At 72.2% G+C, this 17,893-nt stretch carries 12 protein-coding genes and 1 pseudogene; 3 read left to right on the top strand and 10 right to left on the bottom strand.

Annotated elements, in window-relative coordinates:
* Nucleotides 1-15: 15 nt before the first annotated feature.
* A complete protein-coding gene (locus tag ACZ6BG_RS16980) occupies nucleotides 16-3,162 on the top strand; it encodes a ThuA domain-containing protein (RefSeq protein ID WP_469001712.1) in 3,147 nt (1,048 codons plus the stop codon).
* Between the two features lie 82 nt (nucleotides 3,163-3,244).
* On the opposite strand, the gene ACZ6BG_RS16985 is transcribed toward ACZ6BG_RS16980, so the two are convergent.
* Together ACZ6BG_RS16985 and ACZ6BG_RS16990 are read right to left on the bottom strand one after the other, a co-directional pair.
* On the bottom strand, nucleotides 3,245-4,033 hold the full coding sequence (locus ACZ6BG_RS16985; protein ID WP_469001715.1) for a bestrophin-like domain: 789 nt from the start codon (nucleotides 4,031-4,033) through the stop codon (nucleotides 3,245-3,247).
* A 144-nt stretch (nucleotides 4,034-4,177) separates the two neighbouring features.
* A complete protein-coding gene (locus ACZ6BG_RS16990) occupies nucleotides 4,178-5,362 on the bottom strand; it encodes an aminoglycoside phosphotransferase family protein (RefSeq protein WP_469001717.1) in 1,185 nt (394 codons plus the stop codon).
* A gap of 234 nt (nucleotides 5,363-5,596) precedes the next feature.
* Here ACZ6BG_RS16990 and ACZ6BG_RS16995 point away from each other — a divergent pair, with 234 nt between their 5' ends.
* Complete coding sequence (locus ACZ6BG_RS16995; protein ID WP_469001720.1) at nucleotides 5,597-7,096, top strand: DNA-binding protein NsdB; 1,500 nt, start codon at nucleotides 5,597-5,599, stop codon at nucleotides 7,094-7,096.
* Nucleotides 7,097-7,240: 144 nt separating this feature from the next.
* Here the strand turns inward: ACZ6BG_RS16995 and ACZ6BG_RS17000 are convergent, their stop codons facing one another.
* A complete protein-coding gene (locus tag ACZ6BG_RS17000; protein ID WP_469001723.1) occupies nucleotides 7,241-8,653 on the bottom strand; it encodes a PP2C family protein-serine/threonine phosphatase in 1,413 nt (470 codons plus the stop codon).
* A gap of 449 nt (nucleotides 8,654-9,102) precedes the next feature.
* Between ACZ6BG_RS17000 and ACZ6BG_RS17005 the strand changes: the two genes are divergently transcribed.
* Nucleotides 9,103-9,537, top strand: a complete 435-nt coding sequence (locus tag ACZ6BG_RS17005) for an SgcJ/EcaC family oxidoreductase (protein WP_469001727.1) — start codon at nucleotides 9,103-9,105, stop codon at nucleotides 9,535-9,537.
* A 107-nt stretch (nucleotides 9,538-9,644) separates the two neighbouring features.
* Here the strand turns inward: ACZ6BG_RS17005 and ACZ6BG_RS17010 are convergent, their stop codons facing one another.
* From ACZ6BG_RS17010 to ACZ6BG_RS17040, 7 genes and pseudogenes are all read right to left on the bottom strand, one after another.
* Nucleotides 9,645-10,289: a response regulator gene (locus ACZ6BG_RS17010; protein ID WP_469001729.1), complete on the bottom strand. Its 645-nt coding sequence runs from the start codon at nucleotides 10,287-10,289 to the stop codon at nucleotides 9,645-9,647.
* Between the two features lie 12 nt (nucleotides 10,290-10,301).
* Entirely contained in the window at nucleotides 10,302-11,780 is a 1,479-nt protein-coding gene (locus ACZ6BG_RS17015; protein WP_469001731.1) for a sensor histidine kinase, read from the bottom strand.
* Nucleotides 11,781-11,797: 17 nt separating this feature from the next.
* Nucleotides 11,798-12,583 carry an ABC transporter permease gene (locus ACZ6BG_RS17020; RefSeq protein ID WP_469001734.1) on the bottom strand — a complete coding sequence of 262 codons (786 nt, stop codon included), beginning with the start codon at nucleotides 12,581-12,583 and terminating at the stop codon, nucleotides 11,798-11,800.
* A gap of 170 nt (nucleotides 12,584-12,753) precedes the next feature.
* A pseudogene (locus tag ACZ6BG_RS17025) lies at nucleotides 12,754-13,392 on the bottom strand (ABC transporter ATP-binding protein); the annotation flags it as partial.
* Between the two features lie 153 nt (nucleotides 13,393-13,545).
* Nucleotides 13,546-14,481 (bottom strand): hydroxymethylbilane synthase, encoded by a 936-nt coding sequence (hemC, locus tag ACZ6BG_RS17030; protein ID WP_468459117.1) that lies wholly within the window; start codon nucleotides 14,479-14,481, stop codon nucleotides 13,546-13,548.
* 153 nt (nucleotides 14,482-14,634) lie between these two features.
* Complete coding sequence (locus tag ACZ6BG_RS17035) at nucleotides 14,635-16,164, bottom strand: MFS transporter (RefSeq protein ID WP_469001737.1); 1,530 nt, start codon at nucleotides 16,162-16,164, stop codon at nucleotides 14,635-14,637.
* A gap of 54 nt (nucleotides 16,165-16,218) precedes the next feature.
* Nucleotides 16,219-17,781 (bottom strand): MFS transporter, encoded by a 1,563-nt coding sequence (locus ACZ6BG_RS17040; protein ID WP_469001740.1) that lies wholly within the window; start codon nucleotides 17,779-17,781, stop codon nucleotides 16,219-16,221.
* Between the last annotated feature and the right edge of the window lie 112 nt (nucleotides 17,782-17,893).

Consider the following 17,893-nt stretch of genomic DNA (forward strand, 5'->3'; position numbering starts at 1 on the left):
AGAGAGGACCACCTCATGGGATGTCATGCTCGTGACATCAGAGGCGTACGAAGAGCGGTCATCGCCGTTCTGACGGCGCTGCTGCTGGCCGTCGGTTTCCTGCCGGCCGCCGGAGCCACCGCCACCGGAGCGCCCGCCGCCGACAAGGCACCGGCCTTCCGCGCGCTGCTGTTCACCGAGGCTGTCGGCTACGTCCACGACTCCATCCCGGCCGGCATCCAGATGGTGAAGGAACAGGCCGCCGCCAACAACTTCGAGGTCGTCCAGACCGACGACTCGACCGTCTTCGACGACGCCAGGCTCAAGGACTTCGACGTCATCGTCATGCTGCAGAACTCCGGCATGGTCTGGGACACCGACGCCCAGCGCGAGGCCATGCAGAAGTACGTGCGCGGTGGCAAGGGCATCGTCGCCCTCCACAACACCCTCGACATGGGCATCGAGGACTCCTTCCCGTGGTGGGACGACACCGTCAACGGCGGCGCCCACATGCCCGCCCACTCCCCGGGCGTCCTCAAGGGCACCGCGAAGGTCGCCGACCACGTGCACCCCTCCACCAAGGGCCTCCCGCAGCGCTGGGAGCGCCCCGAGGAGTGGTACAACTTCGACAAGAACCCGCGCGGCGACGTGCACGTCCTGGTCTCCGCCGACGAGACGACGTACAACCCCGGCGGCTCCGCGATGGGCGCCGACCACCCCATCTCCTGGTGCCGCAACGCCGAGGGCGGCAAGGTCTGGGCCACCGCCATGGGCCACGACAAGGCCTCGTACAGCGAACCCGCCTTCCGCGACCACGTGCTCGGCGGCATCCAGTGGGCGGCCGGGAACAAGCCCGGTGACTGCGGCGGCACCGTCTGGTCCGGCTACGAGAAGGTCGCGCTCGACGAGAACACCGCCGACCCGATGGAGCTGGACGTCGCCAAGGACGGCAAGGTCTTCTACGTCCAGCGCAGCGGTGAGGTGAAGATCTTCGACCCGAAGACGCACGCCACGACCACCGCGGGCAAGGTCGACACCTACACCGGCGGCGAGGACGGCCTGGTCGGCATGGAGCTGGACCCGGCGTTCGCCAAGAACCGCTGGATCTACCTCTACTACGCGCCCGCGAGCGCCAAGGACGACGTGAACCGCCTCTCGCGCTTCACGGTCAAGCGGGACAACACCCTCGACCTCGCCAGCGAGAGGAAGATCCTCGACGTCCCCGCCTACCGCGACCGCACCTTCCCCGAGCCCGGCCACACCGGCGGCGCCGTCGAGTTCGGCCCCGACCGCACCCTGTACCTGGGCGTCGGCGACGACGTGCCGCCGAACCTCGACCCGAACTGGCAGGGATACGCGCCCCTCGACTGGCGCCCCGGCAAGCAGATGCTCGACGCCGCCCGCACCGCGGGCAACACCAACGACCTGCGCGGCAAGATCCTGCGCGTCAAGCCCAAGGACAAGGGCGGCTACACCATCCCCCAGGGCAACCTCTTCAAGCCCGGCACGAAGAAGACCCGCCCCGAGATCTACGCCATGGGCTTCCGCAACCCCTTCCGCTTCACCGTCGACCCCAGGACCGGCGACGTGCACGTCTCCGACTACGGCCCCGACCGCGGCGCCCCCACCACCGACCGGGGACCGGAGGGCCTGGTCGAGTACAACGTCATCAAGAAGCCCGGCAACTTCGGCTGGCCCTTCTGCCACGGCGACAACCAGGCGTACGCACCCTACGACCCCGACACCCAGAAGCCCGGCCAGAAGTTCGACTGCGCGAAGCCGGTGAACCCCTCACCCAACAACACCGGCCTGAAGGACCTGCCGCCGCTGACGCTCCCCGAGGTCTGGTACGGCTACGGCGCCTCCAAGGAGTTCCCCGAGATGGGTACCGGCGGCTCCGCCCCGATGAGCGGACCCGTCTACCGCTACGACCCCAAGAACCCCTCCAAGACGAAGTTCCCGCAGTACTTCGACGGTGCCAACTTCTTCTACGAGTGGGCGCGGAACTCCGTGAAGGAGATGCGCTTCGACGACTCGGGGAAGCTCCTGAAGATCAATGACTTCCTGAAGTCGGCGAAGTTCGCAAAGCCCATGGACATGACCTTCGGCCCCGACGGTTCGCTGTACGTCCTGGAGTGGGGCAGCGAGTTCGGTGGCGGCAACAACGACTCGGGCCTCTACCGGATCGACTACGCACAGGGACAGCGCATCCCGATCGCCAAGGCCAAGGCGTCCGCCACCAACGGACCCGTGCCCCTCAAGGCAGACTTCTCCAGCGAGGGCAGCAAGGACCCGGACGGCGACCCCCTCACCTACGCCTGGGACTTCGACGGCGACGGCACCTACGACTCCACCGAAGCCAACCCCTCGCACACCTACACCACCAAGGGCGACTTCAACGCCCAGCTGAAGGTCACCGACCCTTCGGGGAAGTCCGGCTACGCCAACATCCCCATCACGGCGGGCAACACGGCGCCCAAGGTGACCGTCGAGACCCCTGTCGACGGCAAGCTCATCACCTTCGGCGACAAGATCCCCTACAAGGTGAAGGTCACCGACCCCGAGGACGGCGAGATCGACTGCTCCAGGGTGTTCGTGAACCCGGCGCTCGGTCATGACGACCACGAGCACCCGACCACCGACATCCCCGGCTGCGAGGGCACCGTGGACACCGGCGACCTGGGCGGCCACCCCGAGGGCGCCGACCTCACCTACGTGCTCAACGCCAAGTACACCGACAAGGGTTCCGCGGGCACCAGCGCCCTGACCGGCTACGGCCGCTCGGTCCTGCAGCCCCGGCACAAGCAGGCCGAGTACCACGACGACCAGTCGGGGACCCGGATCGTCTCCCAGGAGGGGGCCGAGAACGGCAAGCGCATCGGCGACATCAGCGACGGCGACTGGATCGCGTTCGCGCCGATGAGCGTCGAGGGCGTCAGCAAGGTCACGTACCGGATGTCGTCCCCGTACGGTGTGGGGTCCGTAGAACTGCGGGCCGACGCCCCCGACGGCAAGCTCCTCGCCACGACACCCGTGCTCAACACCGGGGGCTGGGACACGTACCAGAACACCCCGGCCGTCGACGTCGAGGCCCTGGCCGGTACCCACAAGCTGTACCTGGTCTTCAAGTCACCGCAGAACAACTCCTTCGACGTGGACGCCGTCGCCTTCTCGACCGGCTGACTCCCGCTTCCCGTCGACGCGTCGGCCCCTCCGGGCAGATCCGGAGGGGCCGACGCACGCCCGGCAGCCGGGCCGAGGGCGCTCACGGCCAGAACTGGGCGAGCACGCCCTCCTTGAACGGCGCGGGGGAGACGGCCAGATCGCCCGCGTACGGATGGTCCATGCTCAGGCACAGCAGCAGGCTCACACCGATCAGACCGGCGACCGAAATGACGAACATCAGCTGGGCCCGCAGGCTCTTGATGCCGTAGAGGAGGGTCAGCGGCAGCATGACGAGGGCGCCGCCGTAGATGAGGACGTTGAGGAGCGACGGCAGGGACTGCTGCGAGTCGGAGAGCCGTGTCCGGCGCGCCTCCGCGACCTCGCCCAGCGTGGACACGGACTGCTCGTAGTAGGCCTTCTCGGACTCGGTCCTCGGCTCGTACGTCTGGAACGTCTCGTACAGCTTCACCACTTGGGGGTTGGTGAGGCCCGGGTCGGGGCGGCCCTCGCGCATCAGCGGCCACTGCTTGTCGACGATCGCGTGGACGTACTCCCCGACGGCGGCGGTCACCTTGCGCTCCTGCTCGGGCGGGAAAGCGGAGGCGTCACGCAGCACCTCGGCGGTCTTGCTGGCCTCGGCGGCGACGTTCGTCTCCGCGTCGTTCAGGGCCTCCCACTCGGCCACGACGACGAAGGCGAGAATGATGCCGTAGATCGCGGCGTACATGCTGAGCACGACGCCCACCATGTCGTTGTACTTGCCCTCCGCCACCCGGGAGTGCGTGCGCCGCACCAGCAGCGCGCCGACGACGGCGACGAGTACGGCACCGCCCCCGAGCAGTCCGGCGAGCGCGGGCGTACGGAAGTTGTTCAGCAGCCAGATTCCCACAGCCCCCCAACGCCGGGCGTGCGCGCCGGTTACGCTCCCCGGCGCAGCGCCGCCCGTGCTCACGGCGCGCCCCGGAGCCCACACACACCAAGACCCGCGGCGCGCTCCCTGTCCAACAGCGCGCCGCGGGTCCTCGTGCCCCCGTCAGCGAGTGCCGACCGCCGCGCGCACGGCCCGGCGGGCCATCTGGCAGTCGTCGTGCAGCCGCCGCAGCAGCAGCCGCTGTTCCTCGCCGGACGGCGCGGCACCGGAGTGGGCCTGGCCCGATGCCGTCGGGGCCGTCTCGTGCAGCGTGCGCTGCACGGCCGTCTCGCACATCCTGATCTCCCGCGTGAGGACCAGCATCAGGTTGACCAGGAACGCGTCGCGCGCCGCGGGCCCCGCAGCCTGGGCGAGCTGGCTGATGTCGCGCCGCGCCACGGGCGAGTCGCCGAGCACCGACCACAGCGTCGCCAGGTCATAGCCCGGCAGGTACCAGCCCGCGTGCTCCCAGTCCACCAGGACCGGACCCGCGGGGGAGAGCAGCACGTTCGAGAGCAGCGCGTCGCCGTGACAGAACTGCCAGGTGAGCTGCGGGCCCGACGGGTGGGCGTGCGCTATTCCGTGCAGCAGCTTCTGCAGGTCGCCCATGTCGCGGTCGGTGAGCAGCCCCAGCTCGTGGCAGCGGGAGATCCGGCGGCCGTAGTCCAGCGGCCTGCCGAACATCTCCTGCGGCGGCCGCCACTGGTTCAGACGGCACACGGCACCAAGGGCCGCCCGGACGTCCGCGCGCGGCGGCGCGTCCGCGGGATGGCGCTGCAGGGCGGCCATCCGGCCCGGCACCCGCTCGATCACCAGCGTGCAGTCGTCCGGGTCGGCCGCGATGAGCCGCGGCGCGCGCACGGGCGGACGGTGCCTGACGAACGAGCGGTAAGCAGCTATTTCGTGCCGGATCCGCTCGGCCCACAGGGGCGAGTGGTCGAGCAGGCACTTGGCGACGACGGTGGCACGGCCGGCCGTGCCGACCAGGAGCACGGTGCGCCCGCTGCGCCGCAGCACCTGCACCGGCTGGAACTCCGGACAGATGCGGTGCACCGAGGCGATCGCGGTGCGCAGTTGCGCTCCCTGGGGACCGGACAGATCGAGTCTCCCGCTGAGCGGTCCGGCGCCGGGTGCCGGTACCCGGCGGGGGCGGCCGGTGCCGAGCGGCGCGGCCGCGGCGCGCGCCGGGGCCAGATAGGGGCCGCCGCCGGTCAGCGGGACCTCCGCCGCGCGGGCCGGGCCGCGGGAGGAGGGGTGCGGGCGCAGCGGCCGAGGCGGGGCGGACACGGAGGACGATGCTGCGTACATGGGCGATACAGATCCCTTCGTGTGCCAGCGAGTTGCGGCGCCCTCCCGCCCCGGCCGCTGTGGGTGCACCCTGGGGAGTGCCGTGAGGCGGCCGGGTCGGGGTGGCGCATTCCTACCTGACACCCGTGAGCCCGTGGCACACCATGTGGCGCACCCTGGCGAACCCTGGCGAATAGTCGCTCAGCAACTGACAGGCGGTTACTGTCAATTCAGCCGAGAACCTGGGGGCTTGACGTGAACGGACAACCCAACACCCGCCTGTCGGACCTCTTCGGCCTGGCGGGTTGGTCCAAGGGCGAACTCGCCAGAATGGTGAACCGGCAGGCGGCCGCGATGGGTCATCCGCAGCTGGCCACCGACACCTCGCGGGTGCGGCGCTGGATCGACATGGGAGAGATCCCGCGCGATCCGGTGCCCAGGGTCCTGGCTGTTCTGTTCACCGAGCGTCTCGGCCGTGTCGTGACCATCGAGGACCTCGGTCTGGTCCGGCACGGGCGCGCAGGAAAACAGCGCGGCGACGGGGGCGTGGAGCACCCGGACGGCGTGCCGTGGGCGCCCGAGCGAACCGCCGCGGTCCTCACCGAATTCACGGGAATGGACCTCATGCTCAACCGACGCGGCTTGGTGGGCGCGGGTGCCGCGCTCGCCGCCGGCTCCGCACTCAGCAGCGCCATGCACGACTGGCTGCACACCGATCCGACCCTGAAGGCCGACGCCCCCCGCACCGACGACCCCCTGCACGCCGACCCCGCTGGATTCGACCGCTACGAGGCCGCCCCCATCGGGTCCCAGGAGATCGAGGCGCTGGAGCGCTCCGTCGAGGTGTTCCGCGCCTGGGACGCTTCCCGGGGCGGCGGCCTGCAGCGCAAGGCCGTGGTGGGGCAGCTGAACGAGGTGGGCGGCATGCTCGCCTACCGCCATCCCGACCACCTCCAGCGGCGCCTGTGGGGCGTCGCCGCCAACCTCGCCGTCCTCGCGGGCTGGATGTCCCACGACGTCGGCCTCGAACCCACCGCCCAGAAGTACTTCGTGATCGCCGCGCACGCGGCTCGTGAGGGCGGCGACCGGCCACGAGCGGGCGAGGCCCTGTCCCGGGCCGCGCGCCAGATGGTGCACCTGGGCAAGCCCGACGAGGCGCTGGACCTGATGAAGCTCGCCAAGTCCGGCTCGGGCGAGCAGACCCTGCCGCGCACCCAGGCCATGCTGCACACCATCGAGGCCTGGGCTCAGGCCTCGATGGGCAAGGGCCAGGCGATGCGCCGTACGCTCGGCAGGGCGGAGGACCTGTTCGTCTCCGACAAGGGCGATGTGCCGCCGCCCAGCTGGATGCAGATGTTCGACGAGGCGGACCTGCACGGCATGCAGGCCCTGGCGTACCGCACCCTCGCCGAGCACGAGCCGGCCGCGGCGCAGCTCGCCCAGCGCCACGCCAAGGAGGCCATCGAACTGCGCACCAAGGGCCGGGACCGCTCGACGATCTTCGACTACATCTCGCTGGCGTCGGCCTGCTTCATCGCCGACGACCCCGAGCAGGCCGACCGATACGCGCGCCTGGCGTTGGTGTCGATGGGCGCCAACTCCTCGCACCGCACCTGGGACCGGCTGCGTGAGATGTACCGGCTCACCGGCCAGTACGCGGGCTACCCGAAGATCGAGGACCTGCGTGCGGAGATCAAGCAGGCGCTGCCGCGGGCGGCGGGGCGGCCGGGGGGAGGCAAGTGGGTCCAGGCTTAGGTCACGGCCGGTGCGGGGCCGGTGGTTACGGCGGTGACGAAGTCGTGGCTAGGTCTTCGTCTTCGGCCACGTACTCGGCCCGGGCCCTGAACTCGGCCACGAGCAGGCAGGCCTAGGCCTCCCAGCAAGCAAGCACAAGCAGGCCTAGGCCTCGACCTTGGCCACCAGCAGGCAGGCGTCGTCCTCGCGCGGGGCCTCGCCGAACTCCTCGACAGCGATGCGCACACAGTCCTGTGCCGCCTTCGCCTCGGCGAAGCGGGGTGCCAGGGCGAGCAGCCGCTGGGTCGCGGCCTCTCGGGAACGTCGCGGCACCAGACCGTCGGTGTGCAGCAACAGCAGGTCGCCGGGGCGCAGTCGCTCCTCGGCCTGTTCGTAGGCGGCACCTGACGTCGCACCGAGGAGCACGCCGTCCGGTGGTGTGAGCGCGTGCCCCGTCCCACCGCGGAACAGCAGTGGGGCGGGGTGTCCCGCCTGCGCCCAGGTGAGGGTGTGCTCCTTGGCGTCGTACAGACAACAGACGGCGCTGCCGAGCGCGGGCTGTACGGACGCGTCGAGTAACTGGTTCAGCCAGCCCATGAGGCGGCCCGGGTCTGTTCCGGCGACGGCCATGCCGCGCAGGGCGCCGAGGAGCATCGCCATGCCGGAGGTGACCGTGACGCCGTGGCCGGTGAGGTCGCCGACGCTCAGGAGCGTGCGGCCGTCGGCCACTTCAAGGGCGTCGTACCAGTCGCCGCCGATCAGGGCGGTCGACGAGGACGGGAGGTAGTGGGCGGCGAGGTCCAGGTTCGCGGAGCCGCCGTGCGGGAAGCGCAGGGAGCCGCGCCACGGCGGCAGCACGGCCTCCTGGAGTTCGACCGCGAGGCGGTGCTCGGTCTGCGCGATGTGCCGTTGGCGCTGCAGCGAGTCCCGGGTCTCGCGCACCACGCGCTGGCTGCGGCGCAGTTCGCTGACGTCTCTGAGGACCGCCCACATGGAGGCGGTGGAGCCGTCGGGGGCGAGCACGGGCTCGCCCATCATGTGCACCTGGCGGACGACGCCGTCGGGTCGGACGACGCGGAACTCGCCGTCGATCGGCTTGCCGTCGACCAGGCAGTCCGTGACCATCGCCGTCAGCATCGGCTGGTCGTCGGGGTGGATCAGGGAGGGCAGCTCGTCGAGGGAGAGCGGCGGCGCGGACGGGTCCCTGCCGAGGATCTGGAACAGCTCGCCGGACCAGGTGGCCTCGTCGGTGAGGAGGTTCCACTCGGCGCTGCCGACCCGGCTGAGCAGGGAGCCGTGCTGCGGCTCCGGCCGCGCGGGCCCCGTCTCCGGGGGGTGGGTGCGCGGCGGGCCGTCCCGCAGCTGGGCCAAGTGGCCGTGCAGATCGTTGAGTTGATGGACCGCCAGTTCGCACAGGGCGCGCTGCCAGCGGCCCGTGGGGTCGCTGTGGTCGGCCACGGCCTCGCGGCGCACGGCGTCGACCTCGCCCCGCAGTCGGCGCGTCTGCGAGATGAGCGCGTCGACCGCGCCGTGCTCCTGCGGCCGGTCGGGGCGGTCCGCGAACACATGGGACGGCATGGGGTGCTCCGTTGACGATGCGGTGCGACCGGGGTTGCTGTGGGGATCGCCGGTCATGGCTCCTCGACCGGTACCGGTGTGACGTTCGTACTGGCCTTCGTGCGTCGGGTACGTGAGTTGCGCGCGTGGCGGGGGTGACGTGCGTGCCGCTTCCGTACTGACTTCAGTGACAACTCTTCGACCGGTAACGACTCTGGCACAGCGCGCCCACGCTCGTAAGGGATTTGGCAACACCCGATGCGGTGGTGCTTCTGACATATGTCGCTGTCCTCGCGATGGCAGCGCCTGACATGGCGCGTGGGTTGCCCGGTCTCGGAGACGTGATCGGTCCCGGTTGACCTCAAGTCCGCTTGAGGTTGTTGAGTTGCTGCTGGCGGCGTACACGTCGCCCCGGAGGGATCCGGCGACAGACATCCGGTCTGCGGACCGGGCGACGAAAGGGCGCGGTCATGACGAACGAGATCCTGGTGGTGGGGGCCATTCCGGCGCAGACCCAGGCGGCGGTGACGGCAGTGGTGAAGGATCTGGAGAAGGCCTTCAACGCCCATGACCCCATCGCCCTGAGCGAGCAGTTCGCCGAGGAGGCTTCCTGGACCAACGCCGTGGGCACGCGCCTCGACGGCCGCGCGGCCATCGCCGAGTTCAGCGGGCCCGCGATGAAGGGCTTCCTGCGCGACTCCTACGCCCGCTACGACGTCGTCAAGCTGCTCGGGGTAGCACCCGAGGTGATCGGCGTGAACGTGCGGCAGACCCCCACGGACAGTTCCGGGAACCCGGTCGCGGGCCCCCACGGCGTGACGACGTACGTGATCGCGCGGCAGCGGGACGGCTGGAGGATCGTGGTGGGCCAGAACGCCGCGGTGGACGCCCCGCCCGCTGCCTGAGCCGGACGTCCGCCCGCGGGTCGGGACGCACACGGGGGTGGTGGCTCGACTCGCGGGCGGTCTCGCGCGGTGGCTGCGCGGGGGGCTCCGCACGCCGGGGCGCTCCGTCAGTCGCGCAGATAGCGCAGCACCGCGAGCACCCGCCGGTTGGCGTCGTGCGACGCGGGCAGGCCCAGCTTGTCGAAGACCGCGGCCACATGCTTCTCGACCGTCCCGGCCGAGACCACGAGGGCCTGGGCGATGGCGGCGTTCGAGCGGCCCTCCGCCATGAGCGAGAGGACCTGCCGCTCGCGCGCGGTGAGCGGCGTGAGCTCGGCCGCGCGTCGGCTCGCGCCCGCGAGCTGGGTGACGACCTCCGGGTCGAGTGCGGTGCCGCCGCCGGCGACCCGGGCCAGCGCGTCGGTGAACTCGGCGATGTTGGCGACCCGGTCCTTGAGCAGATAGCCGACGCCCGCCGACCCGGCCGCGAGCAGCCGCGTGGCGTACTTCGTCTCGACGTACTGGGAGAACAGGAGCACGCCCGTGCCCGGGTGGTCGCGCCGGATGTCGATGGCGGCGCGCAGGCCCTCGTCGGTGTGCGACGGCGGCATCCGGATGTCGACGACCGTGACGTCCGGGCGGTGCTCGGCGACGGCGGCCCGCAGCGCGTCCGCGTCGCCGACGGCCGCGCACACCTCATGGCCGCGCTCCACGAGCATCTGGCCCAGCAATTCCCGCAGGACGGCGGCATCCTCAGCGATCACGACACGCATGTCGGCATGCTCTCACGCGTGCGGCGGCAGCTCGACGACGACCGTCGTCGGCCCGCCCTCGGGGCTGTGGACGTGCAGCCTCCCGTCGACCGTGCGCACGCGCTGCGTCAGCCCGACGAGCCCGCTGCCCGTGCCGACGGCGGCACCCCCGCGCCCGTCGTCGGTCACGCTCAGCCGCAGCACGCCGCCGGCGCCGCTCCCGCCGTCCTCGGCCGCGCTCTGGGCCGCCGTGATCACGACCTGGGACGCGCCGCTGTGCTTGATGACGTTCGTGAGGAGTTCGGCCGCGCAGAAGTACGCGATGGTCTCGATGGCGGGGGTCGGGCGCAGGGGGATGTCCGTGGTCAGGTCGACGGGCACGGTGCTGCGGGCGGCGAGGGTGGCGAGGGCGTCGGGCAGGCCGTCGTCGAGGACCGGCGGGTGGATGCCCCGGGCAAGGTCGCGCAGTTCGGTGAGGGCCTCGGTGGCGTTGCGGTGCGCGCCGTCGACGAGTTGGCGTACGCGGTCGAGGTCGATGGGCGGGCGTGCGGGGCCGTCGGCCGGGCCTGCCGGGGCCTGGTCGCCCTGGGCCCCTTGGTTCTGGGCTCCCTGACCCGGCTCGCCCCGGCCCCCGCCGTCCGGCTCGCCGAGGCGTTCCTTGATCATGTCCAGGCTCATGGCCACCGCCACGAGCCGCACCTGCGCGCCGTCGTGCAGATCGCGCTCGACCCGGCGAAGGAGCGCCACCGAGTCGTCCACCGCAAGGGCCCTGGTCTCCTCCAGGTCCCGTACGCGGGCCGCCAGGCGGCTCGGCCCGAGCAGGGAGCGCAGCAGCCGCCGGTCGGCCTCCACGACGAGCCGCGTCGTCCAGGGCGCGAGCAGCAGCAGCGCGAGACCGAGCGGGAGCCCCACGAACGTACCGGCGAAGGTGTGCACGTCGAAGCCGCCGACCGGGACGGGCGTGAGCACGGGCATGCCGCCCCCGTCGGCGGGCGCCGCCTGCTGCCCGAACACGCCCCACCGCAGCGGCGCCGTGAGGTTGATCAGGCCGGTGACCCAGAACAGCACCGCGTACCAGCCGAGCGCACCCACCGGCAGCTTCACCAACACGTACCAGACCGCCCGCCAGCTCGCCGGGTCCCGCAGCCGCGCGTCGAGGCGGCCGAACACCCCGGAGCCGGGCTCCGGCGTCACCGGCCCCGGCACCCGCTCCCCGAGCAGCCCCGACGCGAGGCCCCGGTGCAGTGCCCCGAGCCGCCGCGCGAACCACAGACACCCCACAAGCACCAGCACGCCGATGACGGCGCCCAGCAGCGACACCGTCAGGCCTGCGCCCAGGGCGAGGAACACGAGCAGGACGACACCGCCCGCCAGGGCGGGCGGGAACGCGATCAGGCAGTACGCCGCCTCGGCCCAGGCGCGGCGGGTGAGCGGGGCGCGCAGGACCGTGGCGACGCGCGTCGGGAGCGCGCGGGGCGCGGGGTGCGGGGTGGGCCGGGGAGAGTCGTGCATGGTGATCATTTTCCCTGTCAGGCGTCGCGGTGTGCCAGCAGCCGGGCGCCCGCGCCGAGGGTGACCGCCACGTACAGGCACAGCACGGCGAAGCCGGTCCAGGGCGCGAGCATGTCGGTGACGGGTTTGGCGACGGCCAGGGAATTCCCGGCGATCATGGTCGGGAAGAACTTCGCGACGGTCGGGCCGGAGAGGCCGCCGATGACCGCGGGCAGCACGAAGGTGACGCCGACGAGCGCGGCGATGGCGCTCGCCGTGTGCCGGGTCAGGGCGCCGATGCCGATGCCGAGGAGCCCGACCAGGCTCAGGTAGGCGCCGGCGAGCAGCACGGCCCGCAGGACGCCCGGGTCGCCGATGCCGGGGCGCGGCACGCCGTCGGCCAGGGCCGCGCGGCCCGCGAAGAACGTCACGAGGGCGACCGCCTCACCCACGACCAGCGTGACGGTGCCGTACACGGCCGCCTTGGCCGCCAGCATCGTGCGCCGGTCGGGGACCGCGGCGAGCGTGGAGCGGATGGAGCCGCAGGAGTACTCCCCGGTGACGACGAGGACACCGAGCACGCCGACCACCAACTGGCCGAGCGCGACGCCCGCGAGGACGTTGTTCGTCGGGTCGAACGCGGCGGCCTTGGCGGCCGACGGCGCCTTGGTGTTGGCCATCGTGACGACACCGACGGCGACCATGCCCGCGACGGTGAGCAGCAGCGCCCACGCCGTGGAGCGCAGGCTGCGGAGCTTGATCCACTCCATGCGGGCGGCCCGCGGGAACGGGGCGGAGCGCGAGATGGGCACGAGGGCGGTCATCGGGGGTTCCTCTCCGGCGCGATGTCGGACGCGGGCGCTGTGCCGGGGGCCGGACCCGCGGCGGACGCGCCCTCGTGGCGGGCGGTGCGGTGAGCGGTCCCCTGGTACGCGGACGCGGCTTCCGTCAGGGCGAAGAACGCCTCCTCCAGCGACCGCCCACGCCCCGTCAGTTCCCGCACGGACGTGTCCGCGAGCAGCCGCCCCTGCCCGATCACCACCAAGTGGTCCGCGGTGAGCGCCATCTCGCCGATGAGGTGGCTGGACAGGAGCACCGTGCGGCCCTCCGCGGCCAGCGACCGCATCAGATCCCTGATCCAGCGCACGCCCTCCGGGTCGAGCCCGTTCACCGGCTCGTCGAACAGCAGCACCCCGGGGTCGCCGAGCAACGCGGCCGCGATCCCGAGCCGCTGCGCCATGCCGAGCGAGTACGTTCCGGCGCGCCGCCCTGCGACGTCGCTCAGGCCGACGGTGGCGAGGACCTCGTCGACCCGGGCGGACCGGATGTCGCCCGCGGCGGCCAGGGCGGACAGATGGGCCCGCGCGCTGCGCCCCGGGTGGAACGTGCGCGCTTCGAGGAGCGCGCCCACCTCGCGCAGCGGCCGCCGCAGTGCGCCGTAGGGGCGGCCCGCGATCAGCGCGTGCCCGGCGTCGGGACGGTCGAGGCCCATGATCATGCGCATGGTGGTCGACTTGCCCGAGCCGTTCGGGCCGAGGAAGCCCGTCACGGCTCCGGGGGGCACGTCGAAACTCAGCGCGTCGACGGCGGTGTTCGGCCCGTACCGCTTGGTCAGGCCCTTGACCTCGATCATCACCACTCCTGCCGCGAACCTGGCGTTGTCATGTCACTCACGCTAGGTCTGGGGCAGGCACCGCCGTAACGCGGCTTTCCTCCGACTGAGCTGGGGGTTTTCCCCCAGGGCCGCCATCCTCGGCGGCCGGTGGGGCGTCGGTGCGGACCGCCGTCAGTGGGCGATCGAGTCGATCAGCTCGCGCGCACCCTGGCGCAGCAGCGTGACCGCCACGGACGTGCCGAGGGTCGCCGGGTCGAGCGGTCCGGCCCACTCGTGGGCGTTGAGGACCGTCTTGCCGTCGGGCGTGAACACCCGGGCGCGCAGGGACAGGTCGCCGCTCGGCTCGCTGCGGGCGTATCCGGCGATCGGCGAGTTGCAGTGCCCCTGGAGCACGTGCAGGAACATCCGCTCGGCGGTGGCCTCACGCCAGGCGTCGCGGTCACCGAGGCCGCTCACCGCGTCGATCGTCGTCGTGTCGTCCTCGCGGCACTGCAGGGCGAGGATCCCGGCGCCGATGGGCGGGCACATCGTCTCGACGGAAAGCACCTCGGAGATGTGCTCCGTCGCGCCGATGCGCTCCAGGCCGGACACCGCGAGCAGCAGCGCGTCGGCGTCCCCGGCGGCGAGCTTCGCCAGGCGGCGGCCCGCGTTGCCGCGCATCGGTACGCAGTTCAGGTGCGGGTGGGACGCGGAGAGCTGCGCGATGCGGCGCACCGAGGACGTGCCGATGCGGGTGCCCGGGGGCAGCTCGTCGAGGGTCAGGCCCTTGGGGTGGATGAGCGCGTCCCGGATGTCGTCGCGCCGGAGGAACGCGGCGAAGGTCGTGCCCGCGGGCAGCGGCCGGTCCGCCGGTACGTCCTTCACGCAGTGCACCGCGAGGTCCGCCTCACCGGCGAGCAGCGCCGCGTCGACCTCCTTGGTGAACGCGCCCTTCCCGCCGAGCTTGGCCAGATCGCCCATCCACCGGTCGCCGGAGGTGGTCACGGGCAGGACCTCCGTGCGGATGCCCGGGTGGAGGGCGGCGAGTTCGGTGCGTACCCGCTCGACCTGGGCGAGGGCCATGGGGGACGAGCGGGAGACGATGCGGATCAGCTCGGGAGCGGACATGGCGTACACCATAGGCCCTGAGCGGCGGCCGCCTCGCATCGGAGCCTGCGCCAACTGGGTTACTCCGCCAAGCTGTTGATGCGCCCGGCGGGCGGCTGGGATACTCCGGCGGGCACGCGCCGCCCCAGCCGTCGGCCCCCGCGCCCGCCGTGGTCAGGCCCGGCCGCACTCGCCCGGCTCCAGCGGGGGCGACGTCACCGACATGTTGGCCGTGCAGTGCGGGGTGTTGCCCTCGCCCTCGTGCCAGTCCGCGGGGCGCGGCCGGACGAACGCGAAGGCCGCGGCGGCCGCGAGGACGAACAGACCGGCGCAGCCCCAGGCCGCCTTCCCGAACGCGGAGTCGAGGGCGTCGGGGTCGGTGTACGCCGTGCCGGTCAGGCCGACCGCGAGCGGCAGCGCGGCGACCACAAGGAGCTGGGCGATGCGGGCCGCCGTGTTGTTGACCCCGCTGGCGAGTCCGGCGCGGCCCGCGTCCACCGACGCGAGCACCGTCGCCGTGAGCGGGGCCACGAACACACTCATGCCGAGGCCGAGCACGACCACGGCGGGCAGCACATCGGCGGCGTAGGAGGCTCCGGGGCCGATCCGCAGCATCAGCAGGACGCCCGCGGCGGCGATCAGCGGGCCCGCGCAGAGCGGCAGGCGCGGGCCGATCCGCCGGGCCAGGTCGCCCGCGGGGGCCGAAAGGAGCAGCATCAGGACGGTGATGGGCAGCGTCGCCGTACCGGCCTGGAGGGCGTCGTAGCCGAGCGTCGTCTGCAACTGCACGGGCAGCATGAACAGGATGCCGCCGATGGCCGCGTACAGGCACAGCGTCATGACGTTGGCCGCGGCGAACAGGCCGGAGCGGAAGAGTCCCAGGGGCAGCATCGGGTCCCGCCGCCGGTGTTCGACCAGCAGGAACGCCGCGCCCGCAGCGAGCCCCACGAGCCCAGGCAGCACCCCCGCCACGAAGGAGGAGTCGCCGGACGCGCCGATGAGCGCGAAGCTCACGCCCGCGAGGAACAGCGCCGCGAGCACCGCGCCCGGCACGTCGAAGCGCTGCCCCGCGGCGTTCTCGTCGCGGCTCTCCGGCACGTGCCGCACCGCGAAGAGCACCAGCGCGGCCAGCGGCACATTGATGAGGAAGATCCAGCGCCAGCCGGGACCGTCGATCAGCCAGCCGCCGAGGAAAGGCCCGACCGCCCCCGCGACCCCGCCGAGCCCCGACCACGCGCCCACCGCCTTGGCCTGGTCCCGGGGCCGGAACGAGGAGCGCACCAGGGCGAGCGAGCCCGGTGTGAGCAGTGCGCCGCCCACACCCTGGAGGGCGCGCGCCGCGATGAGGGTGCCCGCGTCCTGTGCGAGGCCGCACAGCGCGGACGCCAGCGCGAACCACACCACGCCGATGACGAGCGTGCGCCGCCGCCCGATCCGGTCGCCGAGCGCCCCGCCGAGGAGCAGCAGCGCGGACAGCGTCAGCATGTAGGCGTTGATCACCCACTGGAGCGCGGAGATCGACGCGTCGAGGTCACGGCCCAGGGTGGGCAGGGCGACGTTCACCACCGTGCCGTCCAGCATCGCCATGCCGGAGGCGAGGACCGCGCTGGTCAGCACCCACCGGCCGCGCGTCGACGCGAGGGCGACCCCGCCGTCGCCGTGGGAAGCGCCGGGAGCGCCTTGCCCGCCGGGGGACGCCGTCATGGACCCACCGCCCTCCTGGCCGATCTGTGCGGGCTCCGTGCCGGACGCGCCGCCTTACATGTGGACGGCGCCTTCGCCGAGGTGGCTGTCGGCGGGACGTCCCTTGCGGTAGAGCACGAACGTAACGAGGAAGCCGACGGCGAAGAAGAGAGCCGACCACCAGTACGCCGTCTCGTAGCTCTGCACCTGGGCCTGGGCCTGCACCTCGGGCGTCGGCCGTTTGCCGACGAGGTAGTTGGTGGCGGCGCTCGTGGCGAGGGTGTTCAGCAGCGCCGTACCGATGGAACCGCCCACCTGCTGGGTGGTGTTGACCATCGCGGAGGCCACGCCCGCGTCGTGCGCGGCGACGCCCGACGTGGCCATGCTCATCGCCGGGGCGAAGATGAGGCCGAGCCCGAGTCCGAACACGAGCAGCGGCGGCAGCACGTGCAAGGCATAGCCGCTGGTGGTGTCGAGCGTCGTCAGCCACACCATCCCGCCGGCTGAGAGCGCCATGCCGAGCGGCACGACCGGTTTCGCGCCGAAGCGCGGGACGAGGACGTTGGTGGTCAGCACGGAGATCACGACCATCACCACGACCATCGGGATGAAGGCGAGCCCCGTCTTGATGGGCGTGTAGTCGAGGATCTGCTGCATGTAGTACGTCAGGAACAGGAACACGCCGAACATGCCCGCGCCGGAGATGAACATCGCGAGGAACGACGCTCCTCGGTCCCGGTCGAGGACCACCCGCAGCGGAAGCAGTGGATGCGCGGCCCGTGTCTGCCACCAGGCGAAGGCGGTCACGAGTACGACGCCGATGACGAGGAACCCCCACGTCAGCGGGTCGCCCCAGGCGTGCGTCTCGGCGTTGGAGAAGCCGTAGACGATGCAGAAGAGGCCCGCCGAGACCAACAGCGTGCCCGGCACGTCGAGTTTGGGCCGGTCCTCCGGTGCCCCCGGGTGCAGCAGGCGGGCGCCGCCGATCATCGCGGCCGCGGCGAAGGCGAGGTTCACGTACAGGCACCAGCGCCAGTCCAGATACTCCGTGAGGACGCCGCCGAGCAGCAGCCCGACCGCGGCGCCCGAGCCCGCCACGGCGCCGTAGATGCCGAACGCCTTCGCGCGCTCGCGCGGGTCCGTGAACGTGGTGCTGAGCAGGGAGAGCGCGGCGGGCGCGAGGAGCGCGCCGAACAGGCCCTGCAGCGCGCGGGCGATCACCAGCATCCCGAAGCTGGTGGCGGCGCCGCCGAGCGCGGAGGCCAGCGCGAACCCGGCGAGCCCCGCCAGGAAGACCGCCTTGCGGCCCACCAGGTCCGCGATCCGCCCGCCGAGCAGCAGCAGACTGCCGAACGCGAGCGCGTACGCGGTGACGACCCACTGCCGGTTGCCGTCGGTGAAGCCCAGGTCCTGCTGCGCGGACGGCAGCGCGATGTTCACGATCGTCGCGTCCAGGACCACCATGAGCTGCGCGGTGGCGATGACCGCGAGGATCAGCCAGCGGTGCTCGTGCTTGCCGCCGGTGTGATGGGCGGCCGGTGGCGGGGGAGGGGCTTCGGCGGCTGGCGCCGGCTGGGACAGCGGCTGCGGAATGCCTTCCGGTATGCCCTCGGGGCCGGCGCCGGGCGAGCGGTCCATCGTGACCTCCAGACCCCCCGAGTCAAGAGACACCCCTGTCACACGCTAAGCGCCCGGCCCAGGGCCCGCGACCTGGGCGATCACGACCCCGCGGGCGCGAGGCCGTGACCGG

The organism is Streptomyces sp. NPDC041205, from assembly GCF_055591765.1.

Coding starts and splice junctions, on each gene's coding strand:
- ACZ6BG_RS17010 (WP_469001729.1), bottom strand. CDS start 10,289: ATGCGTGTCGTGATCGCTGAGGATGCCGCCGTCCTGCGGGAATTGCTG.
- ACZ6BG_RS17020 (WP_469001734.1), bottom strand. CDS start 12,583: ATGACCGCCCTCGTGCCCATCTCGCGCTCCGCCCCGTTCCCGCGGGCC.
- ACZ6BG_RS16980 (WP_469001712.1), top strand. CDS start 16: ATGGGATGTCATGCTCGTGACATCAGAGGCGTACGAAGAGCGGTCATC.
- hemC (WP_468459117.1), bottom strand. CDS start 14,481: ATGTCCGCTCCCGAGCTGATCCGCATCGTCTCCCGCTCGTCCCCCATG.
- ACZ6BG_RS17000 (WP_469001723.1), bottom strand. CDS start 8,653: ATGCCGTCCCATGTGTTCGCGGACCGCCCCGACCGGCCGCAGGAGCAC.
- ACZ6BG_RS17015 (WP_469001731.1), bottom strand. CDS start 11,780: ATGCACGACTCTCCCCGGCCCACCCCGCACCCCGCGCCCCGCGCGCTC.
- ACZ6BG_RS16990 (WP_469001717.1), bottom strand. CDS start 5,362: ATGTACGCAGCATCGTCCTCCGTGTCCGCCCCGCCTCGGCCGCTGCGC.
- ACZ6BG_RS17040 (WP_469001740.1), bottom strand. CDS start 17,781: ATGGACCGCTCGCCCGGCGCCGGCCCCGAGGGCATACCGGAAGGCATT.
- ACZ6BG_RS17035 (WP_469001737.1), bottom strand. CDS start 16,164: ATGACGGCGTCCCCCGGCGGGCAAGGCGCTCCCGGCGCTTCCCACGGC.
- ACZ6BG_RS17005 (WP_469001727.1), top strand. CDS start 9,103: ATGACGAACGAGATCCTGGTGGTGGGGGCCATTCCGGCGCAGACCCAG.